This window comes from Acidimicrobiales bacterium (genome assembly GCA_016794585.1).
GTDB lineage: Bacteria > Actinomycetota > Acidimicrobiia > Acidimicrobiales > DATDAH01 > JAEUJM01.
The window spans coordinates 31,446-50,960 of sequence record JAEUJM010000033.1 but is presented as its reverse complement, the minus strand read 5'-3'; the positions used below and the strand labels follow the sequence as shown (position 1 = coordinate 50,960).

The following is a 19,515-nucleotide window of genomic DNA, read 5'->3' as shown; positions in this document are numbered from 1 at the left end:
TGCGGCGAGAGGTTGTTCAGCCCGCGGAGTCGGACGCGGCCTCGATGGTCAACTCGTCCGTGAGCCCGGTGATCTCGAGCACGCGCAAGGTCGACGGGCGCGGTGCCCGCAGCACGAGCGATCCCGATGCCGCCTCGGCTTGTCGTTGCGCACGGATCAGCGAGCGCAGGCCGGCGGAGTCGATGAACGTGACACCGCCGAGGTCGAGGACCAGGCGGGAGTCGGCGGCGAGTGCGTCGTCCACGGCGGCGTCCAATTGCTCGGTGGTGTGCGGGTCCACCTCGCCGTCCAGGGTCAGCGTCGACCCGCCCTCGTCCGTGCTGGCCTCGATGGTGAGGCGGCCGTCGGTCATCGTTCGTGCCTCCCGGCAGTCGTTGACGTGGCCCCGTCCCGCCGTGGCGACGGGCAGGGGATCACAAGGTCTCTTCCCCGCTCCGACGTGGGGCAGAACCACCCAGCGGGGTCTCGCCCGCACTCCCCGAGGGTAGAGCCGTGGTCCGGGCCTGCGGCTCCTCGCCGCTGGCATCCCCCACCGAAGGAGCACTCCCATGGCCGATCCCACCGAGGACCAGGTGACCGACGACACCGTGCGCGCCGACGAGGCCGACGCCGCCGCGGCGCACGACGCCGACCGCCCGCCCACCCCCGAGGAGGAGGCCGCCGCTCCCACCGAGGTCGACCCCCAGGTGGCCGAGGCCTACGAAGCGGCCATGGAGCGCGGCGCCGCGGTCAAGGGCGAGGGCCAGATCGACTGACGTCGACGCCCCCTGGGTAGAGGGCCGTCCATGTCCCCGCACCCCGAGCCGCACCCCGAGCTGAAGGTGGTCTGTGCCTGGTCCGACGAGGACTTCCTCGCCTCGCTCCAGGGTTCGTTCGCAGGCGAGGCCGCCGTGCACTTCGGCGAGATCCTGCTGCTCGAGTCCTGGCGGGGGCTCGCTCGCATCGCGCTCGATCTGGCCGCCGTCGACGAGATCGACCTCCTCGGGCTCACCGCGCTCTGGCGCGTGGCGGAGTCCATCCAGGACCTCGGCGGGGTCCTGGAGGTGCAGGGCGTCCCCGACCCCGTGGGACGTCGACTCACCACCTTCGGCATCACCGAGCGGGTGCTGACCGGCCCCGACGGCGAGGTCCGCTCGCTCCTCGGGACCGGCCCGCTCGGCTAGTCCCCGCTAGTCCTCCCTAGGGGGGCGGGCCTCGAGATCGTTGACGGCCGGCCCCTGGAGCAAACGGCCCTCGGCCGAGAAGCGCGAGCCGTGGAGGGGGCAGTCCCACGACCGCTCGAGCGGATTCCACGCCAGCACCCCCCCGAGGTGGGGACAGATCCCCGAGACCCGACAGGTCCGACCGTCGACCCGGGCCGTCGCCGTCCCCCGCACGACCCGTCCTTCCTGCTCCGCGGCGCCGCTCCGGGCCAGGGCCGAGGAGGCATGCCCGGCCACGAGACGCCCCGCGACCTCGCTGTTGAGGGTGACGAAGCGCCGGGCCGACCGGGTGAGGTCGACTCGGCCCGCGTCCAGCGCCCCCGCCCAGCGAGGGTGCGGCCGGCCGAGCACGTCGTCGGCGAGCAGCCGGCCGGCCAGGGTGGCGTTCGTCATCCCCCACTTCGCGAAGCCGGTGGCGACCCGGACCCCGTCGGGCAGTCCCCGAGCGCCTCCGACGTACGGCAGCCCGTCGAGGGTGGCGTAATCCTGGGCCGACCACCCCGCGACGCGCCGGCACGCCCCGAACGCGGCGTCGACCCACGTCAGGAGCTCGGCCTCCCGTCCGCGGGTGTCGCCGCCCCGACCCACCGGATGGCCGGCGCCGCCGACCAGCAACAGCTCCGCACCCTCGGGACCTGGCGCGGTGCGGAGGGAGCGCACCGGTTCGTCGACGCTGATCGACATGGAGCGGGGCAGGGCCCCCTCCACCTCGACCGCCACCAGGTACGCCCGCAGCGGTTCGAGCCGAGCGAAGAAGAAGCCCCGGTCGACGAACGGCGTCGCCGTGCACACGAGCACATGGTCGGCACGGACCGGCCCCTGGTCGGTCTCGACGACGAGCCGCCGGCCGCCGGCGCCGAGGCCCAGGGCCCGGGTTCCCTGGTGGACCGTGGCGCCGGCCGCGATGGCGGCGGCCGCCAGCGCCTCCAGGTAGCGCAGAGGGTCGAACTGGAACTGCCCCTCCTCGAGGACGACCGCCGCGGCGATCGGGAAGGGGACGTCGAGGGAATCGGTCAGACGCGCGGGGAGGCCGGCGGCCACGGCGGCCGCGTGTTCCTCGACGATCACGTGACGGTGGCGCTCGTCGCGCGTGTAGGTGACCGCCGGGCGGTGCTCCAACGCCACGTCGACGCCGAGGTCGGCGATGCACTGCTCCATCCACGCTCGGGCCGCCTCGTTGCCGGCGGCGTAGGCGGCAGCCGTCTCGGTCCCGTGCCGGCGCACGAGCGCCCGGTAGGTGGCGCCATGGAGGGAGGTCACCTTCGCGGTCGTCGCGCCGGTTGCTCCCGCACCCACGGCCCGGTGCTCGAGAACCCGCACGGACCTCCCGGCGCGGCTGAGCTCGAGGGCCGCGGTCAGTCCGGCGAGGCCGGCCCCGACCACGACCACCTCCACGTCACCCTCCACACCCGCCACACCCGCCTCCGGCGAGCTGGTCGCCGCCGCAGGGTCATCGGGGAGCCGGCCCGTCATCCAGAGAGGACGGCGGTCGTCGGGTCGGTCGTCGGTCGGGGATGGGGTCACGGGCCCGCTCCTACCCCGCTGCTGCCCGGGTGCGCTCGGCCACCACGCACGGTCCCGGCCCCGCAGCTGGGATTCCCGGACCCGAGGACCGGTGGACCCGCCGAAGGGGTAGGGAGCCAGGATGCGAGCGGACGCCCCACCTCCCCTGCCGACTGCCCGCGGTCCCCTCACGACCGCTCTCTTCGCCCTGCTCCGCGGCGAGGACCGACACCTGCTCGTGCCGTCCCTCGATGCCGATCCGCTCACCGACGACGACCGGCAACTGGCGCTCTACGCCTGCTACGAGCTGCACTACCGCGGCTTCGCCGGCGTCGACGACCGCTGGGAGCGCGACCCCGCGGTGCTGCGCCTGACCGCCGCACTCGAGGACTCCTTCGAGCGCGCCCTCCGAGACGAGACCGGGCTTCTCCCCGTCCGCCCGGACACGGTCCATCAGTGCCTGCGCGAGCTGACCGAGGCCGAGGGTGGCCCGTCGCTGTCGCGCTTCGTCGCCGAGCAGGCCGACCGCGAACAGGTGCGCGAGCTGGCCATCCACCGGTCGCTCTACCAGCGCAAGGAGGCCGACCCGCACAGCTGGGCCTTCCCACGACTGAGCGGGCGGGCCAAGTCCGCACTGGTCGAGATCCAGATGGACGAGTACGGCGAGGGTCGACCCGGTGCGTCGCACGCCGAGCTCTTTTCCGACACGATGCGGGCGCTCGACCTCGATCCGACCTACGGCGCCTACCTCGACGTCGTCCCCGGCCTCACCCTCGCCACGGTCAACCTGATCAGCCTCTTCGGCCGCCAGCGGCGCCTCCGCGGGGCGCTCGTCGGCCACCTGGCGCTGTTCGAGATGACCTCGGTCGGGCCCATGGGCCGCTACGCGGCCGGGATGCGCCGGCTGGGTCTCGACGCCGCCGCGCCGTTCTACGACATCCACGTCGAGGCGGACGCCCACCACGAGGTGGTGGCCGGTCGCGACCTCGCGCAGGGGCTGGCCGACGACGAGCCGGCCCTGGCCGGTGAGATCCTCTTCGGTGCGCAGGCCCTGATGGCAGTCGAGGGCCGGTTCGCCGCGATGGTCCTCAGCGCCTGGGAGCGCGACGAGTCCTCGCTCCGGCACGGGGCTCCATCGTTCGCCGTGGCCTCCTGACGACACCTCCTGATCGAACCGGTCGGGGGCCGGCGCGTCTGCCGCGGTGACCGACGGGTAGGGGTGCGTCATGCGAATCCTGCTCCTGCTCCTGATCGTCCTCGTCGTGCTGCTGGTCGTGGGCGGAGTCGGTTTCCGCGGCCGCGGTCGGCTCTGACGAGCGGCGGCGGTCGGCCGGCTCGGGCGGAACCGTTGCGGCACGCGCCGGGAGGGACCACGGCGGTGGTGGACCCGCCGCACGCGGACGGTCGGGTGGAGTGGTCCGCGGAAGCGCTGCGGGAACGGTTCGACGCCAACGAGCCCTTCACCGTCGGTCTCGAGGAGGAGGCGCTGCTCGTCGACGCCACGAGCGGTCGGTTGGCGCCGGTGGCGGCGCAGGTCGTCGCCTCGGCGGGAGTCCCCGCCATCAAGACCGAGCTCCCCGCCTGTCAGGTCGAGGTGCTCACCACACCCCACCGCACGGTCGCCGGAGCGGCGGCCGATCTGGTGGAGGGCCGGCGGGCACTACTCGGCGCGTGCGGGGACGGCGTCCGGCCGGTGGCGGCCGCCGTCCATCCCTTCGACCAGGCCCGCGATCACCCCGAAGCGCCGGTCGCCTGCTCGGATCGCGCCGCGAGTCTCTTCGAGGAGTACGGCCACGTCGCGCGCCGCCAGCTCGTGAGCGCACTCCAGGTGCACGTCGCCGTGGGTCACGCCGAAGCCACCCTCGCCGTGTTCAACGCCCTGCGCGGGTACCTCCCCGAGCTCGCCGCTCTGGCCGCGGCCGCGCCCTTCCACGAGGGTCGGGACACCGGTCTCGCTTCGGTGCGGCCGCTCATCGCCGGGCAGCTGCCCCGCCAAGGGGTGCCCCCGATCATCCCCAGCTGGGAGGCGCTCGCCGATGACCTCTCTTGGGGAGCGCGGTGCGGCGCGGTGCGGGACCCGGGCCGCTGGTGGTGGGAGCTACGCCCCCACCTGGCCCACGGAACCCTGGAGGTGCGAGTGCCCGACGTCCAACCGACGGTCACCGCCGCGGCGGCGGTCGCGTCGGTCATCCAGGCCCTTGTCGTCCACCTGACCAGGCGGGCGATCGCCGGCGAGCCCCTCGGGGCGCCGCCGACCTGGCGGATCGCCGAGAACCGCTGGGCCGCGCTGCGCGGCGGCGTCCACGGGGACCTGGCCGACCTCGAGACCGGCGAGCGCCGACCCACCGCCCGGCGCCTGCACGAGCTGCTCGACGAGATCGAGGCGTGCTCGCTCGGCGGACTCGACGCGGCCAGGCCGCTGATCCACCACAACGCCGCCGACGAGCTCCGTTCGGTCGGCCTCGAAGGCGCCGTCGCCTGGTTGACCGAGGCCTATCGAGAGGGAATTCCGGTCCCCCCGGTGCCGACGGCCGCTCGCCAGGGGTAGGGCACGCCCGTGCTCACGCTCCCTGGGGTCTTCGCCCCGATCTCCGACTCCTGGCAGCTCGCCGACGCCGTCCGACGCGAGCCTCTGCTCGCAGGGTCCACCGCACTCGACCTGTGCACGGGCAGCGGCGTCGTCGCCGTCGCCGCCGCCGAGCGCGGCGCCTCGGTCACCGCCGTGGACGTCAGCCGTCGAGCCCTGCTCGCGACCTGGTGGAACGCCCGCCGCAACGGCACACGGGTGCGCCTCCGACGCGGTCGGCTCTTCGCGCCGGTGGCGGGAGAGCGCTTCGACCTCATCAGCGCGAACCCCCCGTATGTCCCTGCCGATGGGGAGGCCCTGCCCACGCACGGTCCCGAGCGGGCGTGGGCAGCCGGCCCTGACGGCCGCGCCGTGCTCGACCGCATCTGTGACGAGGCCCCAGGTCACCTTTGGCCGGGGGGCGTGCTCCTCGTCGTGCACTCGTCGCTGATCGACGTCGACGCCACCGTCGAGCGGATGGTCGCCGCCGGGCTCGTCGGCGTCCGCGTGACGGACCGTCGCGTCGGCCCGCTCGGCCCGCTCATGCGGGAACAGCAGCGAGCGGGCAGGATCGACCCCGACGTCACCGAGGAGGCCGTCGTGGTCGTCCGCGGCGTCAACCCCAGCCGCAGCTCCTCCTCCGCCCCACACCGGACCCGGCGATGAGCGGCGCTTCGGGCACCGCGGCCGCCGGCGGGGTGGTCTCGGAGGTCGACCTCGCCGTCGCTCCCGACCGGGTCTTCGACGTGCTCCTCGACCCGGTGACCTATCCCGACTGGCTGCGCGGGGCGAAGCGGATCCGCGCCGTCGACGACTCCTGGCCCCTCCCGGGCGCGGCGTTCCACCACGTCGTCGGAGCCGGTCCCCTGACCCTCGCCGACAAGACCACGGTGGTCTCGCACGATCGGCCCCACCACCTCGAGCTCCGCGCCGGCGCTCGACCGCTGGGCGTCGCCGCGGTCGTCTTCACCCTGACGCCCGTCGGGACCGGCACCCACCTGACCATCACCGAGCAGCCGCACGCCGGCCCGATGCGCTTCCTCTGGGACCACGGCGGGCGGCCCCTCCTCGCCCCCGCGCTCCGTGCCCGCAACGACGATTCGCTGCGCCTGCTCGAGGAGCTGGTCGAGCGCACCTAAGACCCCCGCACCGTCCCGCCGCCCCCGGACTGACCCCGCCCGGACGCGCCGCGGGACCGCCCGCCCGGGCGGTCCCGCCGGATGGTCGAGTCGTGTCGCCCGCCAGGGCCCCGCTGGGGACCGGCCGAGATGGCCTCGACGGGACCGTCAGGGCCGGAACACGACCTTGACGGCGCCGTCGCGCTTCTCCTGGAACATGGCGTAGGCCTCGGGCGCCTCGGCGAGGGGCAGGTGGTGGGTGGCCAGGTCGTCGACGCCGAGGGGGTCGTCGTCGGTGAGGAGCGGGAGCAGGTCGTCGACCCAACGGCGGACGTTCGCCTGCCCCATCCGCACCGTGAGCTGCTTGTCGAACATCTGGAGCATCGGCAGCGGGTCGACCATGCCGCCGTAGACCCCGCTGATGGACAGCGTGCCGCCGCGGCGCACGATCTCGATGGCGGCCAGGAGGGCGGCCAGCCGGTCGAGGCCCGCGGTCTCCATGGCCTTCGCCGCGAGGGGGTCGGGCAGCAGGCCCACCAGCGCCTGGGCCGTCTTGGCCGGACCGGACCCGTGGGCCTCCATGCCGACGGCGTCGATCACCGCGTCCGGGCCACGGCCGGCGGTCCGGCCACGCAGCTCCTCGGCCAGGTCGTCGGTGGCGTTCAGATCGATCACGTGCACCCCGTGGGCGGCCGCCGCGGCGAGGCGCTCGGGCACGAGGTCGACACCGAAGACGCCGCCGGCGCCCCGGTGCAGGGCGATGCGGGCCGCCATCTGCCCGATGGGGCCGAGGCCGAGGACGGCGACGGTCCCGCCCGGGGGCACGGCGGCGTACTCGACCGCCTGCCATGCCGTGGGCAGCACGTCGGAGAGGTAGAGGAAGCGGTCGTCGGCCGGCCCCTCGGGCACCTTGATCGGCCCGTAGTGCGCCTGGGGCACCCGCAGCAGCTCGGCCTGGCCTCCCGCCACCTGGCCATAGAGCTTCGTGTACCCGAGGAGCGAGGCGCCGGTGCCCTGCTCGTGCACCTGGGTGGTCTCGCACTGCGACTGGAGGCCGTGGTCGCACATCCAGCAGTGGCCACACGACACGTTGAACGGCACCACCACCCGGTCGCCCGGTGCGATGTGGGTGACCTCCGGGCCCACCGCTTCGACGATCCCCATCGGCTCGTGACCGAGGATGTCGCCCTCGTCGAGGAACGGCCCGAACAGCTCGTAGAGGTGCAGGTCCGACCCGCACAGCCCGGTCGAGGTGACCCGGATGATCGCGTCGGTCGGCGCCTCGATGGTCGGATCCGGCACCGTGTCGATGCGGACGTCGCGCTTGCCGTGCCAGGTGAGTGCTTTCATCCCCGCGACCTGCCCGATCGCCGGGCGGCGCAGAACCCCGGGCCACGGCGGCCCGGCGCACCGCGGCGCCGCCGAGGCACCTCGCGACCGGTTGGACGTACGAGACGATGGTGCCGAGCGTCGGGTCGGCGATGGCGGGCCGCGGGCGGTGCCCGCTACGGCATTCGGTCGCCCTTGAGGCGGTTGGCGGTGCCGCACTTGCACTCGCCGTTGGTGGCGGCGGTGGGGCCCCCTCTGCTGCGGGGGACGCGATGGTCGATCTGGCAGTCGCGGCCGGGGAGGCCGCAGCCGTCGTCGCGGCAGAACCGGTCTCGGATGATGATCGCTTCTCGGAGGGGGCCGTGGAAGTAGTCGACGGCTTGTCCGAAGTCGAGGATCTGGCTGTCGGGGCCGAAGACGATGCGGCGGATGGTGCCGGCGAGGCCGAGCGAGATGGCGGTGCGGGCCGCGAGGGGGGTGCAGTCCTCGAGCTCGCACATGGTGTCGTAGAAGCGGGTGTCGACGAGGCCGGCGCCGGGGCGCAGGTCGATCGACTTCCACCAGTCCGGCAGCGGCCGCGGCGCAACGGGCCCGGCGGCGGTGTCCTGTTCGTCGTGGTCGAGCGCGTCGGGAGCGTCGACGTCGGTCGAGGCGGTCGGGTCGCTCGCGCCCGGGGCGCCGACGTCGGCGCTCCCTTGGTCTCCGAGGTCGGTGTCACGATCGTCGGCGTCCAGATCGTCGAGATCGAGGTCTGGGTGGGCGCCGAGGTCGTCGGTGTCGAGGGCCTCGGTGTCGAGGTCGTCGAGGTCATCGTCGTGGGCGTCCTCGTCGTCTGCGTCCGCAGCGGCGTCGTCGGGGCCGCGGTGGCCGCCGCAGCAGGGGCAGTGGTGGTCGCCGGTCTCGCCGGCGAGGGCGGCGAGCTCGTTCCAGAAGGTGGCGTAGCCGACCATCACGTTGAGGACCCACTTGGGGGGTTGGCCGGGGGTGTCACAGGTGGCGGAGCGCCGGGCCATCTCGACGAGGGCATCGGCGCGGCGTTGCTCGGCGGTGCGGACCAGGTCGGACGCCTTGGCGTGGTCGCCGAGGCGGGCGCGGGCCTCGGCCCAGTCCGCGGCGAACAGCTCCTTTTCGAGGCGGCGGAGCTCGGCGAGGAACTCGGTGCCGCCGATGGCGTCGAGCCAGGCGTCGATGCGGACCATCCCGTCGAAGGTCCGCGACGCGTGGGCGCGGCGTCGTTCGTCGGCCTTGCGGGCGCGTTCCTCGGCGCCGTCGGGGTCCACGAAGTCCATCCAGGCGCGCACCGCCCGGACGAACAGATCGAAGTCCAGGGTGCGGGCCGCGGCGACGAGCTCGGCTTCGGCCTCGGCGAAGAACTCGGCGGTGTCCGCGTTGACGGCCCGGCTGAGGGTGGCGACGTGCTCGAAGCCGATGGTGCCCTGCCGGTAGGCGTCCTCGGTGAGGGGCATGGTGCGGGCCTGGCGGGCCACGCCGATCTGGTGACGGACCCGCCGGCGGTCGGCTTTGGTGTTCGCCGCCATCCAGGTGGCGGCCGACGGTTGGCCGTCGAAACGGTACTGCCCGGACGCGTCGAACGCCGCCAGCGCGCCAAGCTTGGCCGCGCCGACCATCCGCTCGATGCGCGACAGCTGCACCAGGTCGTCCCCGAGACCGGACTTCGCCCGGTTCGCCCACGCGGTCCGGGCCACCCCCGCGGCGATCACCTCGAGCCGATCCAACTCGGACTCCGATGCGAACCCCGGGGCGACGAGGTCGTCGAGGACAACAGACACGCGCTTCCACTCCCAACCCGCACCCACCAACGGGGTGCGAACACGAACGATCAGATTGGCTTTGGGGAAGCGACAGCCGGCGTGCTCAACAGGGCTGCGATCTGTTGTCCGTCACCGTAGTCGAACTGGTGTTCGTGTGCAAGTCACGGTGCGTACCGCGGTACCGGCACGCAATTCGGCGTCTCGTCGCCGGCGAGCAGGCGGAAGGTGGCCACCTTGGTCTCCGCGAAGTCGCCGACGAAGGTCCCGGTCGACAGCGAGTCGAGGGTGAAGGTGCCACCCTCGAAGCGCTCGTCGGCGGGCTGCCAGCTGCGGGGGTCGCCATCGACGAGCACCCAGATACCCGACAGCTCGAAGGCGAGGCAGTCGAGGTCGACATCCACGTAATACCCGACACCCGCCGCCAATGAGGCGATCGACGTGGTCGTCATCGGCGCCTCGGTGACGGGCCCCACCGAGGTGGTGGTGAGCGGCATCGTCGTGGTCGGCGCCTGGCTCGTGTTCGTCGTGGTGGGCGGGTCGGTCAAGCGGCGCAGGCAGTCATCGGCCTCGTCGAAGAGGACCTCGACGGCCACGGTCTCGTCGGGTGCCACCTCGACCTCGAGCGAGCAGGCGAGGTCGCCTTCGAGGTCCGGGGGCACCGGAGGGGGGCCGGCCCCGATGGACACCTCCGCCCGAACCACGACGGGGCCGGCCTGCACCTCCTGGGTGAGGACCGAGTCGTAGTAGGCGCCCATCGAGTCGTCACCGGACGCCTCCACGAAGTCCGACCAGAGCGTGGACCCGATGACCTCGCCGTCCGCCGTCTCGAAGCGCAGCCCCACCTCGAAGCCCTCCCTGAAGCAGCAGACGTCCGGCTCGAGCTGCACCGTGATGCTCCCGGGTCCGTCCTCGCTGCCGGCGGCGGGTCCGGTCTGGACCACGACGTCGTCGCCGCCGCTGCGGGCCAGGATCGCCGCGCCCAACGCCACCGCGACGAACACGCACGCGGCGGCAAGGACCCAGCCCCGACGACCACTGTCGGCGGCGGCGACGTGAACTCCGCCGCTCGCAGCCCGGGCGCGCACCTCGGCGCCGCCGATCGGGTCGCGGCCGGGATCGGTGGACCGGGCCCAACGGCCGACCAGGTCCTGCGCATCGTCGCTCACAGGGTCACCTCCATCTGTCGCCGGAGCTTGGCCAGCCCCCGGTCGGCGTGGTTGCGGACGCTCGACACCGAGATCCCGAGCAGATCGGCGACCTCGGGTACCGGCCAGCGACACCCGTGCACCAGGTAGACCGCCACGCGCTGTCGCTTGGTGAGCGACGCCAGCAGCTTCACGAGCGCCGGTTCCACCGAAGGTTCGACGTCCGGCCCGGCGAGGTCTTCGGTCAGGCGGTCACCGAGGGGACGGTCGAAGCGCACCCGGCTCCGGGCGACCGTGTAGAGGTAGCCGGCCGGGTTCTCCATGGCCGCCACCCGGTCCCAGTGCTGCCAGAGGTAGACGAGGCCGTCGGTGGTCGCCTGACGAGCGGCATCGGCGCCGGCCAGTGGGGTCAGGGCCCGCCGCACACGGTCCTGCGCGTCGGCCACGAACGCGTCGAACTCCCGTGCCGCCGCATCCGTCGTCACTGCCTCTCCCCGCGTGTCGATGCCCGGTAAAGGGTGCCGCACCCGCGGATCCGCCACATCGGATCTCGGCCGGGGTCAGGAACCCCCCGCCGTGGCCTCAGCCCTCGCGGGCGGCCCACCACTGGTCGAGGCGGCGGTAGGCCTCCTCCTCGCCGAGGGGGCCCTCGTCGAGGCGCAGCTGCAGCAGGTGGTCGAGGGCCTCGCCGACCCAACGACCGGGCTCGACGCCGAGGTGGTCCATCACCTGGCGCCCGTCGAGGTCGGGGCGCATGGCGTCGAGCGCCTCCTGCTCCTGGAGCTTCGCGATGCGCTCCTCGAGCTCGTCCATGCGGCGGGACAGGCGCTCGGCCTTGCGCTGGTTGCGCGTGGTGCAGTCGCAGCGGGTCAGCTCGATGAGCTCGGGCAGCAGGTCGCCGGCGTCGCGCACGAAGCGGCGCACCGCGGCGTCGGTCCAGCCCATGGCGTAGGTGTGGAAGCGCAGGTGCAGGTAGACGAGTTGGACGATGTCGTCGGTCTCGTCGTTGGGGTAGCGCAGCGCCTGGAGCCGCTCGCGGGCCATGCGGGCACCGACCACCTCGTGGTGGTGGAAGCTCACGCCACCGTTGGCGAACGACCGGGTCTTTGGCTTGCCCACGTCGTGGAGCAGCGCGGCGAGGCGCACGCGCTTGTTGGGACGGCCCTCGGCGTCGAGGCGGCGAGTCTTGGCCACCACCGCGATGGTGTGGGCCAGCACGTCCTTGTGGTGGTGGATGGGGTCCTGCTCGAGGCGCATGGCCGGCAGCTCGGGCAGGAACTCCTGGGCGAGGCCCGTGTCGACCAGGAACCAGAGCCCCGCAGACGGGTCGTCCACCACCATGAGCTTGTCGAGCTCGAGGCGGATCCGCTCGGGCGCCACGATCTCGAGCCGGGGGGCCAGCGCCTTGACCGCGGCGATGAGGTCGCCGTCGGGCATCAGGCCATAGCCGGCGAGGAAGCGGGCGGCCCGGAGCATGCGAAGGGGGTCGTCGCTGAACGACTCCTCTGGCGCGAGTGGGGTGCGCAGGCGCCGGTGCACCAGCAGGTCGACCATCCCGTCGAAGGGGTCGACGAGGGCGAGGTCGGGCAGCGACAGGGCCATCGCGTTGACGGTGAAGTCGCGGCGGGAGAGGTCGGCCTCGATGGCGTCGCTGAACTCGACCTCGGGCTTGCGGGAGTCCGGGCGGTAGGCCTCGGCCCGGTGGGTGGTGATCTCGAACTCGCGGTCGCCCTTCTTGGCGCCGATGGTGCCGAAGCGCTCGCCCTGGGTCCACACCGCGTCGGCCCAGCCGTTGAGGATGGCCTTGGTCTGCTCGGGACGGGCGTCGGTGGTCAGGTCGATGTCGACGTCCGGGAGCGGCGAGCCCAGGAGCAGGTCGCGCACGACGCCGCCCACGAGGTAGAGCCGGTGGCCGGCGGCGGTGAAGCGCTCGGCCAAGGGCGCGACGTCGTCGAGGACCGGTTGGAGGGCGGGCCGAAGGGGCTCGGGGATGGTGGTCGGTGGGTTGCTCACGAACGGGAGCTCACGGGACGTCGGGGCGGTCGAGGGGCGCGGAGAGGTCGGCCTCGATGGCGCGCCGCTCGGCCACGGCGCGCACCACGGTGCCGCCGGGCCCGCCGGACGTGGCGGGCTCGGGGCGGAGGTCGACGCCGGCCATGGCGCCGAGGCAGGCGGTGGTCGAGCGCGACAGGGCGCCGAGGTCGTAGCCGCCCTCGAGGAACACGAGGCGCCGGCCGGCGGGCACGAACGCGAGGAGGTCGGCGGTCAGGTCGGCGAAGTCGCCCGAGGCCAGCGACAGCCCGGCGAGGGGGTCGTCGCGGTGGGCGTCGAAGCCGGCCGAGAGCAGCACCCAGGTGGGCGCCCACGTGTCGACGAGGGGCGCGAGCACCTCGTCCACGCCGAGGCGCAGGACATCGCCCGTGGCCCCCGTCGGCAGAGGGAAGTTGATGGTGGCGCCCGCCCCGTCGCCGGCGCCGGTCTCGTCGAGGCCGCCGGTGCCCGGGTACAGCGGCCACTCGTGGAACGACACGTACACGACGCGCGGATCGCGGTAGAAGATGTCCTGGGTGCCGTTGCCGTGGTGCACGTCGTAGTCGACCACCAGCACCCGCTCGCCCCGGTCGGCCAGGGCGGCGGCGGCCACGGCCACGTTGTTGAACAGGCAGAAGCCCATGGCCTGGGCCGGGCGGGCGTGGTGGCCGGGCGGGCGCACCGCGCAGAACGCGCTGTCCGCGCCGGTGTCCCCCCGGTCGAGCGCTTCGATGGCGGTGAGGCCGGCGCCCGCGGCCAACAGCGCCGCGTCCCACGACTCGGCCACGGCGACGGTGTCCCCGTCGATGTAGCCGCCGCCCTTGGCGCAGAACGCCTCGATGCGGTCGATGAACGCCGCTGGATGGACGCGCTCGAGGTCGGCACGGGTGGCCGGGCGAGGGTCGAGGTCGACCAGGGCCTCGCCCAGCCCGGCCGCCTCGGCGCCGTCGAGGACGGCCTGGAGCCGCTGCGGGCGCTCGGGGTGGCCCGGGCCGGTGTCGTGGCGCGCGAAGGCCGGATGCGTCGCGAACAGGACGGTCATGGTGGCGCCCACGGTACCGCCCGGCCTCTCCCCCACCCTCTCCCCGACCCCCACGCTCACCCTGGCCTCCAGCGGTCGAGGACCACGGGGCGATGCGCGGACGGCGCCGCCGTCCCGCGCCGCAGAGGGCCTCGGGCGGGCCGTATCCTCGGGGGGTCGTGCCCCGTCCCCCGTCCCGCCCCGTCGCGCCCCGGCTCCGGGCCGGCCTGGTGCGGGACGGCCGCGGTGGGGTGGTGCTCCACGGCGAGGGCTCGCCGCTGCGCCTCGGCCCGTGGCAGGGCCACCCCGAGGTCGCCTACGTCGTGCCCGTGCACGGAGGCTCGCCGAGCGCGGTCACCGACGTGCGCCGCGCCCTCGAGTTGGCCGGCGAGCAGGGCTACCGGTCGGTGGTCACCGCCGCCCTGGCCCCCCTCGACCAGGCGGCCTTCCTCACCGTCGGCTTCGAGGTGCACGAGCGTCTGCACCTGCTGGCCCGCGCCCTGCCGGTGGCGCCGCCGCGGGCTCCCGGTGCACCCGCCGGCGTCGTGCTGCGCCGGGGCCACACGAACGACCGCGACTCGGTGCTGCGCCTCGATCACCAGGCCTTCGAGCCGTTCTGGCGCCTGGACCACCGGGGCCTGGCCGACGCCATCGCCGCGACCCCGTCGGCGCGCTTTCGCGTGGCGGTCGCCGACCGGGGGACCACCGCCGAGGTGGTCGGCTACTCGGTGATCGGTCGCGCCTCGCACCGCGGTTACGTCCAGCGCCTCGCGGTGGCGCCCGACCGCCACCGCGGCGGCGTGGGTCGGTCCCTCCTCGTCGACGGGTTGCGCTGGCTCGAGCGGCGACGCGTCCGCCGCGTGATGGTCAACACCCAGGAGCGCAACGCCGCCGCCCTCGCGCTCTACGAGCGCGAGGGCTTCGAGCGCCAGCCAGGCGGCCTGGCCGTGCTCTCGCTCCCCCTCCGCGGGGCGACGTGAACGCGACGGGCGCCACGCGCCTGCTCGCCGCCCTCGCCGTCGCCGCGGGGCTCGCCGCCACGACGGTGACCGTCTCCGCCGCCGGCGCCCAGGAGGAGCCGGCGACGACGGCCTCCACCACCACCACCCCCACCACCGCCGCCGCCACACCTGCCACCACGACGACCGGTGCCCCCGACCCGGACGCGCCGACGCTCCTCCTCGAGCGCCAGACCACCTGGGTGGCCCCCGGCGACTCGTACCGCGTGCGGGTCCGGGCCACCGGCGAGGTCCCCGACGGCGCCGTCATCGAGGCCGACGTCCACGAGGTCACGGCCTCCCGCTCCGATTTCGCCGCGCAGGCGGCGGGAGGCGAGCTCGGCGACGTGATCGGTGACGTCGGCACCCGTCCGCTGTCGTCCGACGACCCACCCGAGGCCGCGATCCGCTTCGCCACCGACGGCGACGCCGATCCCGCGGCCGGCGAGTTCGATGCCGAGATCGACGAGTCGGGGGTGTACCCCGTCGAGGTCCGCCTGGTGCACGAGGGCGCCGTCCTCGACCGTCTCGTCACCCACCTCGTCCGCCTGCCCGGCTCGACGAGCGAGGCCCCGCCGCTGCAGGTCGCCGTGGTGCTCCCCGTCGACGCCGGCCCCGGCATCGCCCCCAGCGGTCGCCGCCGCGTCGACCCGGTCGGCGAGGACCGGCTGACCGCGTTGCTCGACGCGCTCCTCGACCATCCCGACCTGCCCCTCACGGTCGTGCCCACCCCCGACACGGTCGCCGGGCTGTCCGGCTCCCCGTCGCTCGCCCGCCTGCGCCGGGCCATCGACGGCCGCCAGGTGATGTCGTCCCAGTACGTACCCGTCGACCTCTCGGCCTGGGTCAGCGCCGGCCTCGACGAGGACATCGCCCGCCAGACCACCGCGGGGGACGCCGCCCTTGCCGAGCACCTCGTCGAGCGACCTGACCGGCGCACCGCGGTGGCCGACGCCACCTTGTCGCCCGATGCCCTGACCCGGCTCGAGGAGCTGGGCGCCGACCAGATCGTCATCCCCTCGAACGCCCTGGCGCCCGTCGACCCCGCCGCCTTCCCCACCACGGTCGCCCAGCCCTTCGGCGTCCTCGACGGCGACGGCAGCGTGGCCCGGGCCGTCGCCGCCGACGCGGCCCTCGCCGCGCACGTCGACTCGACCGGCGACCCGGTGCTCGACGCCACCAACCTCCTCACCGACCTCGCCGTGCTCTGGTTCGACCGGCCGACGCAGCAGCGGGGCGTGGCCGTGACGCTGCCCCGACGGTGGGACCCGTCGCCGGCCTTCCTCGAGACCCTGCTCTCGGGGCTCGGCGCCTCCACCATCGTCACCCCGGCCACCGTGGACGAGCTTTTCACCCGGGTCCCGGACGCCACCGCGGGCGGCGCCGGCGACCCGGACGGGCCCCTGCTCGTGCGCACCCTCGCGCCCCAGCCCGCCCCGTCGCTCGGCAGCTATCCCGAGGTGCTGCCCCTCACCCGCCTCACCGCCGAGGGCTTCGCCAGCATGGCGGGCCGGGACAACCCCGTCGTCGCGTCGATGCAGCGCCGCCTGCTGGTCTCGGGATCGGCGGACTTCGGCCGCGCCCAGCGACGGGCCTACCTCGACGCCATCAGCCGCCAGATCGACCGGGCGTCGGCGGCCGTCGTGGCGCCCGAGAGCGGCAACGTCACCCTCACCTCCCGCGACGGCAGCATCCCGCTCAACCTGAGCAACGAGAACCTCTACGACGTCACCGTCCGCCTGCGCTTCGACAGCGACAAGCTCACCTTCCCCGACGGGGACACCGTGATCGTGCACCTGCCCGCCAGCACGGTGACCTCCCTCGACATCGCCGTCCGCGCCCGGAGCTCCGGCACGTTCCCACTCCGCCTGGTGGTCACCTCACCCGACGAGATCGTCGTGGTGTCGCGCTCGCGCTTCACCGTCCGGTCCACCGCGGTCTCGGGCGTCGGCCTCGTGCTGTCGGTCGGCGCCGGGCTCTTCCTCGCCCTCTGGTGGGCCAGCCACTTCCGACGCGTCCGCCGGGCCCGCAAGCTGGTCGCCGCCGACGAGGCCGCCGACGCCATCGCCGAGGCCGACCGGGACAACGACCGGGACAGCGACGGGGACAGCGACGGGCACGGGGCCGGGAAGTAACCTTCCGGTCTCTGCGACGGTCGAAGCACCCGCTGCCCACGCAGCATCGACCCAGCGGGTCAACCAGCACGTCCCAGCAGGACAACCAGCACGTGTCGACGCCCACCCGGGGCACGACCGAGGAGGCGCAACGCAGACATGAGCATCCGGATCGTCACCGACAGCGCCTGCGACCTGCCCGACGACGTCGTCGAGCGGTACGGCATCGAGATCGTGCCGCTCAACATCCGCTTCGGCGACGACGAGTACGTCGACCGCTTCGAGCTCGACGTCGAGTCGTTCTACGACAAGCTGGCCAGCCACGACGCCCTGCCCGAGACCTCCGCCCCGGCGCCGGGCCGCTTCCAGGAGGCCTTCGAGAAGCAGGCGGCCGCCGGCGCCGACACCGTGCTCTGCATCAACCTGGCCTCCGGGCTGTCCGCCACCATGGAATCGGCCCAGCAGGCCGCCAAGAACGTCGACATCGACGTCCGGGTCATCGACACCCAGACAGTGAGCGGCGCCATCGGGCTGGCCTGCATCGAGGCCGCCCAGGCCGCCGAGGCGGGCAAGAGCGCCGACGAGATCGTGGCCGACCTCACCGAGAAGGCCGAGCGCACGCGCATCTTCGGCGCGTTGAACACCCTCGACAACCTGAAGAAGGGCGGCCGCATCGGCGGCGCCCAGGCGCTCGTCGGCAACATGTTGGCCATCAAGCCCATCCTCGAGATCAGCCACGGCCACGTCGAGGAGGCCTCCAAGCAGCGCACCCGCAAGAAGGCCATCGGCTGGCTGCGCGACCGGGCCCTCGCCGACGACGTCGAGGACCTCTGCGTGTTGAACGGCCTCGCCGCCGACTTCGACGAGTTCGTGGACATGTTGGCGCCCAAGTACACGCGCGAGGACCTCTTCGTGGGCACCATCGGCCCCGTCATCGGCACCCACGCCGGCCCCGGCGTCATCGGCATCGGCTTCCGCACGAAGAAGTAGCCGTCCGTCCGCACCGACGGGTCACGGTCACCCTCGGCGGCCGTCCCGAGGGAGGCGAAGGCCACTAGCTAGCCTCAGGGGCGTCGTGTCCGACTCCCCTCCCCCCTCGCGCCCCGGCGGACGCGCCGACCTGGTCGGCACGCTGCTGGCCGGTCGCTACCGCTTCGAGCGGCTCATCGCCACCGGGGGGATGGCGCAGGTGTGGGAGGCCACGGACCTCGTGCTCGACCGCCGGGTGGCGGTCAAGCTGCTCCACGCCCACCTGACCGACGACACCACCTTCGTCGAGCGCTTCCGTCGGGAGGCGATCGCCGCCGCCCGCCTCGCCCACCCCTCGATCGTGTCCATCTTCGACACGTACTCGGGCGACGGCATGGAAGCGATCGTCATGGAGCTGGTGGACGGGGTCACCCTGCGCCAAGAGCTCGACCGGCGCCACAGCCTGCCGCCGGCCGAGGCCGTGCGCATCGGCGTGGCCGTGGCCGATGCGCTGGCGGTCGCCCACCAGTCCCGCCTGGTGCACCGGGACATCAAGCCGGCCAACATCCTGCTCTGCCAGGACGAGCGGGTGATGGTGGCCGACTTCGGCATCGCCAAGCTGGACGAGGGCGGCGACCACACGAAGGAGGGCACCATGCTCGGGACGGCCAAGTACCTGGCCCCCGAACAGGTCGAGGGCCGCCCCGTCGACGCCCGCACCGACGTCTACGCCCTCGGCATCGTCCTCTACGAGATGCTCAGCGGCCGGCCCCCCTTCGACGCCGACACGGACGCGGCCACCGCTCTGGCGCGCCTCACCACGAACCCGCCGCGACCCCGCCAGATCAAGGCCGACCTGCCCCGGGAACTCGACGACGTGGTGATGCGGGCGATGGCCCGGGACCCCGATCAGCGCTTCGACGGCGCCGCGGAGCTTCGGGCGGCGCTCCAGGCCGCAAACCTCGGGCCGTCCGAGCCCGTCAGCTACGCCGACAACACCGCGGTCACGACCCGCACCCCGCCGGCGGGCACCCCGGCGGTGGCCTCGGCGGGCGCCGGGGCGAGCGGTGCGGGCGCCGGCGGCGCCGCGGGCGCCGCCAAGGGCACCGGGGCCGCCCCGACCGGCGACTTCGTCAAGCGTGAGCGGGGGTTCCTCTTCCCGGCGCTGATCATCGTCTTCGTGGCCATCGCCCTCGCCGTCGCCGGCGTGCTGATCGGCAACACCCTGTCGGAGGACGGGCTCTTCGGTGGGGCGGACGGCACCACCACGACCACGGCGCCGGCGGCGCCCGACGGCGCCGCGCCCGTCACCATCACCACCGCCACCCCCTTCGACCCCGAGGTGGGTGACGGTGAGAACGACGAGGCGGCGCCTCGGGCCATCGACGACGACCCCGCCAGCGCGTGGGTCACCTCCACCTACAACTCCGCGGACTTCGGCGGCCTGAAGGAAGGGGTCGGCCTCATCCTCACCCTCGACCAGGCGGTCGCGCTCGACACCCTCACCGTGAGCTCCACCACCGGCGGGTGGACCGCGGACGTGTACGTCGGCGAGGAGGCCGCGGCCGACCTGGCCGGGTGGGGCGAGCCCGTCGTGGCCGCCCAGCCCTTCGCCGAGGGCGAGACCGTGGTCGATCTCGGTGGCGCGACGGGCGACCAGGTCCTGATCTGGATCACCGCGCTGCCCGACGGCGGCAACGTCGCCATCGCCGACGTGTCGGTGGCGGCGTCGTGAGGGGCACGGGCG

The 19,515-nt window shown here is 73.9% G+C and carries 18 protein-coding genes; 10 read left to right on the top strand and 8 right to left on the bottom strand.

All coding sequences use genetic code 11. From position 1 onward, the window contains the following. Positions 1–16 precede the first annotated feature (16 nt). Entirely contained in the window at positions 17–352 is a 336-nt protein-coding gene (locus JNK12_17605; protein ID MBL8777762.1) for an STAS domain-containing protein, read from the bottom strand. A 196-nt stretch (positions 353–548) separates the two neighbouring features. On the opposite strand from JNK12_17605, the gene JNK12_17600 reads away from it, so the two are divergent. After that, positions 549–755, top strand: coding sequence for a hypothetical protein (locus JNK12_17600; GenBank protein MBL8777761.1), 207 nt, complete (start codon positions 549–551; stop codon positions 753–755). 30 nt (positions 756–785) lie between these two features. Further along, complete coding sequence (locus JNK12_17595; GenBank protein MBL8777760.1) at positions 786–1,163, top strand: STAS domain-containing protein; 378 nt, start codon at positions 786–788, stop codon at positions 1,161–1,163. Between the two features lie 6 nt (positions 1,164–1,169). Here JNK12_17595 and JNK12_17590 read toward each other — a convergent pair whose 3' ends face one another. Continuing rightward, positions 1,170–2,726: an FAD-dependent oxidoreductase gene (locus JNK12_17590; protein ID MBL8777759.1), complete on the bottom strand. Its 1,557-nt coding sequence runs from the start codon at positions 2,724–2,726 to the stop codon at positions 1,170–1,172. Positions 2,727–2,847: 121 nt separating this feature from the next. Between JNK12_17590 and JNK12_17585 the strand changes: the two genes are divergently transcribed. The 4 genes from JNK12_17585 (at position 2,848) to JNK12_17570 (ending at position 6,410) form a co-directional block, all read left to right on the top strand. Next, positions 2,848–3,861 (top strand): iron-containing redox enzyme family protein, encoded by a 1,014-nt coding sequence (locus JNK12_17585; GenBank protein ID MBL8777758.1) that lies wholly within the window; start codon positions 2,848–2,850, stop codon positions 3,859–3,861. Between the two features lie 252 nt (positions 3,862–4,113). Further along, on the top strand, positions 4,114–5,253 hold the full coding sequence (locus JNK12_17580; GenBank protein MBL8777757.1) for a YbdK family carboxylate-amine ligase: 1,140 nt from the start codon (positions 4,114–4,116) through the stop codon (positions 5,251–5,253). A gap of 9 nt (positions 5,254–5,262) precedes the next feature. Continuing rightward, positions 5,263–5,937, top strand: a complete 675-nt coding sequence (locus JNK12_17575; protein ID MBL8777756.1) for a methyltransferase — start codon at positions 5,263–5,265, stop codon at positions 5,935–5,937. After that, entirely contained in the window at positions 5,934–6,410 is a 477-nt protein-coding gene (locus JNK12_17570; protein MBL8777755.1) for an SRPBCC family protein, read from the top strand. Before JNK12_17575 ends, JNK12_17570 begins: the two co-directional genes overlap by 4 nt. 147 nt (positions 6,411–6,557) lie before the next feature. Here JNK12_17570 and JNK12_17565 read toward each other — a convergent pair whose 3' ends face one another. The 6 genes from JNK12_17565 to JNK12_17540 form a co-directional block, all read right to left on the bottom strand. Further along, entirely contained in the window at positions 6,558–7,739 is a 1,182-nt protein-coding gene (locus JNK12_17565) for a glutathione-dependent formaldehyde dehydrogenase (protein MBL8777754.1), read from the bottom strand. 155 nt (positions 7,740–7,894) lie between these two features. Then, positions 7,895–9,508: a DUF222 domain-containing protein gene (locus tag JNK12_17560; protein ID MBL8777753.1), complete on the bottom strand. Its 1,614-nt coding sequence runs from the start codon at positions 9,506–9,508 to the stop codon at positions 7,895–7,897. 143 nt (positions 9,509–9,651) lie between these two features. Next, a complete protein-coding gene (locus JNK12_17555; GenBank protein ID MBL8777752.1) occupies positions 9,652–10,656 on the bottom strand; it encodes a hypothetical protein in 1,005 nt (334 codons plus the stop codon). Continuing rightward, entirely contained in the window at positions 10,653–11,120 is a 468-nt protein-coding gene (locus tag JNK12_17550) for a hypothetical protein (GenBank protein MBL8777751.1), read from the bottom strand. Before JNK12_17550 ends, JNK12_17555 begins: the two co-directional genes overlap by 4 nt. Positions 11,121–11,217: 97 nt before the next feature. After that, positions 11,218–12,627, bottom strand: a complete 1,410-nt coding sequence (locus tag JNK12_17545; GenBank protein ID MBL8777750.1) for a CCA tRNA nucleotidyltransferase — start codon at positions 12,625–12,627, stop codon at positions 11,218–11,220. Between the two features lie 31 nt (positions 12,628–12,658). Further along, entirely contained in the window at positions 12,659–13,708 is a 1,050-nt protein-coding gene (locus JNK12_17540) for a histone deacetylase (GenBank protein MBL8777749.1), read from the bottom strand. A gap of 158 nt (positions 13,709–13,866) precedes the next feature. Between JNK12_17540 and JNK12_17535 the strand changes: the two genes are divergently transcribed. The 4 genes from JNK12_17535 to JNK12_17520 all read left to right on the top strand — a co-directional run bounded on the left by JNK12_17535 (position 13,867) and on the right by JNK12_17520 (position 19,503). Continuing rightward, complete coding sequence (locus JNK12_17535; GenBank protein MBL8777748.1) at positions 13,867–14,667, top strand: GNAT family N-acetyltransferase; 801 nt, start codon at positions 13,867–13,869, stop codon at positions 14,665–14,667. Beyond that, on the top strand, positions 14,664–16,820 hold the full coding sequence (locus JNK12_17530) for a hypothetical protein (protein ID MBL8777747.1): 2,157 nt from the start codon (positions 14,664–14,666) through the stop codon (positions 16,818–16,820). The genes JNK12_17535 and JNK12_17530 overlap by 4 nt, the downstream gene beginning before the upstream one ends. Before the next feature lie 138 nt (positions 16,821–16,958). Next, on the top strand, positions 16,959–17,789 hold the full coding sequence (locus JNK12_17525; GenBank protein ID MBL8777746.1) for a DegV family protein: 831 nt from the start codon (positions 16,959–16,961) through the stop codon (positions 17,787–17,789). Positions 17,790–17,874: 85 nt separating this feature from the next. After that, complete coding sequence (locus tag JNK12_17520; protein MBL8777745.1) at positions 17,875–19,503, top strand: serine/threonine protein kinase; 1,629 nt, start codon at positions 17,875–17,877, stop codon at positions 19,501–19,503. Positions 19,504–19,515: the final 12 nt, after the last annotated feature.

What these genes read in the sequence shown, in the direction of transcription:
- JNK12_17605 (MBL8777762.1), bottom strand. Translation starts at nt 352, where the DNA reads ATGACCGACGGCCGCCTCACCATCGAGGCCAGCACGGACGAGGGCGGG.
- JNK12_17600 (MBL8777761.1), top strand. Translation starts at nt 549, where the DNA reads ATGGCCGATCCCACCGAGGACCAGGTGACCGACGACACCGTGCGCGCC.
- JNK12_17595 (MBL8777760.1), top strand. Translation starts at nt 786, where the DNA reads ATGTCCCCGCACCCCGAGCCGCACCCCGAGCTGAAGGTGGTCTGTGCC.
- JNK12_17585 (MBL8777758.1), top strand. Translation starts at nt 2,848, where the DNA reads ATGCGAGCGGACGCCCCACCTCCCCTGCCGACTGCCCGCGGTCCCCTC.
- JNK12_17570 (MBL8777755.1), top strand. Translation starts at nt 5,934, where the DNA reads ATGAGCGGCGCTTCGGGCACCGCGGCCGCCGGCGGGGTGGTCTCGGAG.
- JNK12_17565 (MBL8777754.1), bottom strand. Translation starts at nt 7,739, where the DNA reads ATGAAAGCACTCACCTGGCACGGCAAGCGCGACGTCCGCATCGACACG.
- JNK12_17540 (MBL8777749.1), bottom strand. Translation starts at nt 13,708, where the DNA reads ATGACCGTCCTGTTCGCGACGCATCCGGCCTTCGCGCGCCACGACACC.
- JNK12_17525 (MBL8777746.1), top strand. Translation starts at nt 16,959, where the DNA reads ATGAGCATCCGGATCGTCACCGACAGCGCCTGCGACCTGCCCGACGAC.